Origin of the sequence: Ruminococcus flavefaciens (assembly GCF_900108555.1) — a bacterium.
Taxonomy (GTDB): Bacteria; Bacillota; Clostridia; order Oscillospirales; family Ruminococcaceae; genus Ruminococcus; species Ruminococcus flavefaciens_P.
Genome location: NZ_FNWV01000008.1, coordinates 107,504 through 113,247, shown reverse-complemented (window position 1 = coordinate 113,247; position 5,744 = coordinate 107,504). Strand labels below are relative to the sequence as shown.

General features: G+C 46.3%; 6 protein-coding genes. 1 reads left to right on the top strand and 5 read right to left on the bottom strand.

Translation table 11 applies throughout. From position 1 onward, the window contains the following. Positions 1 to 147: 147 nt before the first annotated feature. Complete coding sequence (locus BLW60_RS11770) at positions 148 to 1,149, top strand: SGNH/GDSL hydrolase family protein (protein WP_175460933.1); 1,002 nt, start codon at positions 148 to 150, stop codon at positions 1,147 to 1,149. A 37-nt stretch (positions 1,150 to 1,186) separates the two neighbouring features. Here BLW60_RS11770 and BLW60_RS11765 read toward each other — a convergent pair whose 3' ends face one another. The 5 genes from BLW60_RS11765 to BLW60_RS16865 form a co-directional block, all read right to left on the bottom strand. Continuing rightward, positions 1,187 to 1,786: a pseudouridine synthase gene (locus tag BLW60_RS11765; protein WP_074717555.1), complete on the bottom strand. Its 600-nt coding sequence runs from the start codon at positions 1,784 to 1,786 to the stop codon at positions 1,187 to 1,189. Beyond that, on the bottom strand, positions 1,786 to 1,968 hold the full coding sequence (locus tag BLW60_RS11760; protein ID WP_074717553.1) for a hypothetical protein: 183 nt from the start codon (positions 1,966 to 1,968) through the stop codon (positions 1,786 to 1,788). Before BLW60_RS11760 ends, BLW60_RS11765 begins: the two co-directional genes overlap by 1 nt. Further along, positions 1,965 to 2,426: a low molecular weight protein-tyrosine-phosphatase gene (locus tag BLW60_RS11755; RefSeq protein WP_074717551.1), complete on the bottom strand. Its 462-nt coding sequence runs from the start codon at positions 2,424 to 2,426 to the stop codon at positions 1,965 to 1,967. Before BLW60_RS11755 ends, BLW60_RS11760 begins: the two co-directional genes overlap by 4 nt. A 200-nt stretch (positions 2,427 to 2,626) precedes the next feature. Continuing rightward, complete coding sequence (locus BLW60_RS11750; RefSeq protein WP_074717549.1) at positions 2,627 to 4,279, bottom strand: FAD-dependent oxidoreductase; 1,653 nt, start codon at positions 4,277 to 4,279, stop codon at positions 2,627 to 2,629. 130 nt (positions 4,280 to 4,409) lie between these two features. Next, a partial coding sequence (locus BLW60_RS16865) for an alpha/beta hydrolase-fold protein (protein ID WP_242872875.1) occupies positions 4,410 to 5,744 on the bottom strand: 1,335 nt, incomplete at its 5' end.

Below are 5,744 nucleotides of genomic sequence, written 5' to 3'. Positions count from 1 at the left end.
ATGATATAATGAATGCATAAGCATTCATTATATTTTATCTAAAGCCCTTGCAGATACGCAAATCCGAGATTTGCTCCCTGCAATCGGACAATTATATCATAACGCTTCGCTTTTATGATATGATCTTATTAAAAGGAGATGATACTTTTGAGGATACCTGTTTTGGTAAAGAAAGCAGCTGCGGCAGTTGGTGCGGCAGTAATGATGATGAGCTTTTCAGCGTGTTCAAAGACAGAAATACACGAAATAAGCGTTGAACATAAAACGGAAGTGCCGCCGAAGATGATGTTTCTCGGCGACTCCATAGCAGCAGGCTACGGACTTGACGGATATAAAAAGGACGACAATTACAACTGCCCCTCGTATTCAAATATACTGAAAAACAAGTATACATCGGAGCTTGAAGGCGAGTGCGGCCATACAATGGTAAACGAAGCTGTATCGGGCTATACTTCCTCAGACCTTATAACTCAGATACAGAGCGGCGAGCTTGACAGCGAACTGAAAGATGCGGACGCTGTTGTAGTATCTATCGGCGGAAACGACCTTCTCGGAATACTGTTCAAGCTTATCGACAGCCTCGGCATAGATGACATCAATAATTTTGATGTGAAGGATATCGACTTTGCAGGTGCAGCAGTTGCTCTCCTCGGAATGGGAAGCGAAGCAGACAAGGCACTTGAGCAGTTCACGGTGAATATTGATATCATATCATCTGAGCTGAAAAGCAGAACTGACGGAACATTATTTGTGCAGACTCTTTATGATCCTGTTGAATACTTCGACAGACTTTCCGTGATAACCGAATTTACGGCTCAGAATATAGAAAAGCTCAACAATATCATTTCCGAAAAGTCGGCAAACGGATATAAAGTCATAGACGTTGCGCCGCGTTTTAAGGGCAGAGCTGATGAGCTTACCAATATCACAAAAATGGATATCCACCCAAATGCAGCAGGACATGAGATCATTGCCGAAGAAGTGGATAAAGCTTTCCGTGCAACGGGATTTTCCTATTATACTATTGAAAAAGTGAAAGATGAGCCGGGTTATGGATCGAGAATAGCTGTTTTATGCAGTATTATCGCAGCTGCGCTGATAGTGATAATAGGCATTGTTCTGATAGTCAGGCAAAAACTCAAAAAATAAAATCAAGCCTGAAAGGAGAAATACTTCTTTCAGGCTTTTATTTGTTCTCTTTGAGTGCGTTTACTTCATCTTCATTAAGCAGGCGGTATTCTCCCTGTTTCAGTGCAGTATCAAGCTCCAGAGAGCCTATGCAGTCGCGGCGCAGATAGAATATCCGGCAGCCTACAGCTTCCATTATCCTTTTTACCTCATGCTTTTTCCCCTCATGTATGGTAAGTGCTGCCGCAAAAGCAGCACCGTCGGGGTTCTTCATATATTTCTCGCGGCGTTCGAGTGGAATAAACTCTTCAAGCTCCCGTATTCTGTACTGTCTGAAAAGTCGGAATTTCGCAGGCTTTGAGGTGAAGCCTTTCATAGCGATACCATTCTCGATGAGCTGTATTTTCTCAGCATTGACAGTTCCCACAGCATAGAAGAAATAGGTCTTGCTGATATGCCTGTCAGGCTGCATTATTTTGAAATCAAGGTCGCCGTCATCAGTAAGTATAAGGAGTCCGCAGGTGTCCTTGTCAAGCCTGCCTACGGGGTGGAGCTTTTCTGAGAGCTCGGCAGGAAAGTAGTCCATAACAGTTTTGTGGACTGCATCTGAACACGCAGTCACACAGCCCTGCGGCTTGTTGAACATATAGTAAAGCATTATAATTCTATGGTATCGCCTGCGTTAAGGTGATTTTCATTAAGATAACTGTCAGCGAGCTTTATGAGTTTTTCGCTGTTATTTTCATCTCGCACGAGAACGCTGCACATTGGCTCTTCGCCGTCGGGAACTCCCTCGCAGCCGTAGTCCCATTCGATTATTTCGAGTATGGTATATTTCAAAGCATTTCCTCCCTGATGTATTTTAGCAGACCGCGGCAGCCCTCGTCGATATCGCTGTAAGCCTTGCCGAAGTCGCAGCTGTACCACGGATCAGATACATCGTCTCCGCGACCTGCAAAGGTGAGGAGCTTATATATCTTTCCGTCACTGTCGCTGCCGAAAATTCGGTTCATGTTGCGAATATTGGCAGTGTCCATGCCGATGAACAGATCATATTTGTCGTAGTCGGACTTCCTTAGCTGTACAGCGCACTTTCCGCCGCAGCCGATACTGTGCTTTGCAAGCTCTGCTTTTGCAGGCGGATAGACCGAGTTGCCAAGCTCCTCGGTGCTTGTTGCGCTTGAAGCAACGGCTACCTCGTCTGAAAGACCGCTGTCAGCGATCAGCTTTTTCATTATGAATTCAGCCATTGGCGAGCGGCATATATTGCCGTGGCAGACGAACATTACTTTTATCATACGTTTTTTCCTCTCTGATTTGCGTATCTGCAAGGGCTTTAAAATTAATTATAATGAATGCTTTTACATTCATTATACCATATAGTAACTGAATAGGCAAGGATACAGAAAAATATCAGATAAAAATTTTTCAGTGCAAAAAAGGGGCGGATAATATCCGCCCCTGCAATTCTACTCACTACTTCCTACTCTCTACTCACTTATAAAACTCCGAGTGCGTGTTTTGCGGCTATCATGCCGAAAGTATAGCATCTGCCCAGAGAAAGTCCTGTCTGGTGGAATGGATAATCAGCTCCGCCGTAGAACGGTCCGCCAAGATTGCCTGCACAGTAGAGTCCCTGTATAGGCTTGCCCTCGGCATCAAGTGCTTGTGCATTCTCATTGGTAATGACTCCCGATACCTCTGCCGACACTCTGATATGCTTTCTTGCACCCCAGAAAGGTGCTTTTTCTATCTTGTGCATATACTTTGCAGGCTTGCCGAAATCAGTATCGCAGCCCTTGTCGCAGAGCTCGTTATATCGGTCTATGGAAACCTTCATTTTATCGTATGGTATACAAAGCTCGCCTGCAAGCTCCTCAAGAGTATCACATCTGTGCAGGTCGATAAGGTTCTTGAATACGCCCTGTGGCTCTTCAACTGCTCCCGGAATGAACTTCTCCATAACGAACGGCGGTACACAGCCGTCTACGAACTCGTCTTTATCCCAGTTCACATAATCGCTGTCGTAAATAGTGCAGTACCAGCCCTTTGAACCGTCCTTATGGTCGGCATCGAGCATACTTCCCTTGAATTTTGGCTGATATTTCAGAAGATTGCCCATATATACAAAGCCTGTATACTCGTTTGTGAAACGTTCACCGTTCATGTTAAGGTACAGGAAAGGCTCTTCAAACATGAGTGCAGAGTCGAAATCATGCATCATCTTTGTATGTCCGAGATTTTCCATTTCAGCTCCCGCACTTATGGCAAGGATATGTCCGTCACCTGTCTTGCCGAACTGCTTCTTGTCAAATTCGGCTATATCAGGACACCAGCGCTGTACCATTGCAGGATTGTTGGTATAGTCGCCTGTTGCAAGTATAACTGCCTTTGAAGCGTTGAACTGTATGTACCTGCCGTCCTTGTCCTTTGCGATGACACCTGCAACTCGCTTGCCGTCCATGACCAGTTTAACGGCAGGTGTGGAGAAATATGCATCAAGGTTATCATGCTTTGCCATTATATTGTTGAGGGCGTTATGCAGGGCATTGCCTACATTAAGCGGCTTGGGACCTATCCAAGGTGCCCAGAAATAACAGTGATCTTCGCCGTAGTCATAGCTGTTCATGCGGTCTTTCCATACGCCTGTGAAGTCGCCGCTGGTGCTTCTGAATGCGCAGAGCTTGTCACCGTCATTGAGGAGCTTTGCACTTTCGGCATTGTTGTCCACCTTGCTGCCATCGCCGTATTCAGTCTCTTTGGTAAGTCCTGCACGATTTAAGAACCACATCATCGCTTCCTCGGAATGTTCGGCATATGCGCGGAGCTGCTTTGTATCGGCTCTCCAGTCGCAAAGGCTGTTTGTATGATGTATCCACTTTGCTATGCCTGCCTCGGTGGAACGTGACTTTATTATTGCAGAGCCGCAGTTGCCCTGAGATACTACTCCCGCTTCTTTCTGAAGAAGAGCTGTTTTTGCACCAAGCTCAGCTGCCCAGCCTGCCGCAGGTACGCCCGAAGCTCCTGCACCGACTACTACTATATCATAATCTTTTACTGCATCTGCTTTGATATCGCCAAGCTCACAGCATGAACAGCTGACCTCGGGCTCTGTAAGTCCGCATGGTATCTTATTAATATTGTCGCTCATATTTTCAGGTCCTTTCAAATTAATTAATATAAATATATTATACCACTTCCTTTCCTGTATTTCAATACCGCATAAAAAAGAAACGTACCGCATCAAATGCGGTACGCTTCTGTTGGGATATCAATAATTATTACGAAACTGACTGCATATAGCTCTCCGGGAGAGATGAGATATTTCCTAAAAGGAACTTCTGGATAACAAGTGCATCATTGCTTGTGATACCTGAACCGGCAGCTGCAACGTCTCCGTTGAGCTTACCCTGATCTTTAAGACCATACTTATCAGGACTTGCAAGTGCCTGCATGATAGCAACTACGTCTCCCATATCAACAACACCGTCACAGTTAGCATCGCCCCACTTTGTTACCTTGGAGTTGAGCTCCTTCTTGAGGTCAACAGTTGTGGTCGTAACAGGCTTTGTTGTAGTTGTAGTCGTTGTGGTAGTTGTTGTTGTTGTGACCTTTGTAGTAGTTGTTGTTACTACAGCTGCCTCAGTGCCCTTGAATGCGTATCTCATAAATGTGTAGAGATGCGGCTTTACTGAGTCTGCACCGTGTCCGCCGCCCGGGATAGACTGGTAAACATGGTCAACACCGTTTCTTGTGAGAATATCACTGTAAGACTTAGGGAATGTACCAACAACTGAGTCGTTTGTACCGCCTGTGATCATAAATACATATGGCTCAGGTCCTACGTCTCTGAACTTCATTTCGCTCTCTGTCATACAGCCGGGGTGCTCCATGAACATATCCTTACCCGGTGTGATACCAGGGGCAGGACAAGCACCGCCGACATAACCGAAGAGGTCAGGTCTCATAAGTCCGATATAGATAGCTTCACGTCCGCCCATTGAGAAGCCTGTGATAGCACGGTTCTCTCTGCCTGTCTTTACAGGATAGTTAGCTTCGATGAATGGGATAAGGCTGTCTGAGATGTCATAGAGGAAGTTGTCGTAAGCAGCACAGGTCTCCTGATTGATACCGAAGCCGCCGCCCTGACTGCCGTTTTTGCTTGTGAACTGGCTTGGGAGTACGATGATCATTTCCTCTGCCTTGCCGTTGCCGATAAGTCCTGCAAGAAGCTCCTGAACGCCCATACCGCTTACCATGCTGCCCTCGTCACCGCCGATGCCGTGGAGAACGTACATTACAGGATATTTCTTGCTTGGATCATAGTTAGGAGGAAGAACAACGTTACAGCTCTTCTGTCCGCCTGTGAATTTACAATTATATGTTTTCTTTTCAACCTTGCAGCCCTTGGACTCGTTGCCGCTTGGTACTGTTGTAGGCATATCGTTCTTGATCTTAGCGTTGAGGCCCTTGTTTGCGTTACCGCCGTTGCCTGCATCGCCGCCGATGTTTCCGCCGCCGTTATTGAAGCCGCCAGCCATGCCGCCCCAGTCGATGTTTCCACCGTTGTTGCCGCCGTTACCGCCGAAGTCGCCCCAGTTCATTCCGCCGCCGTT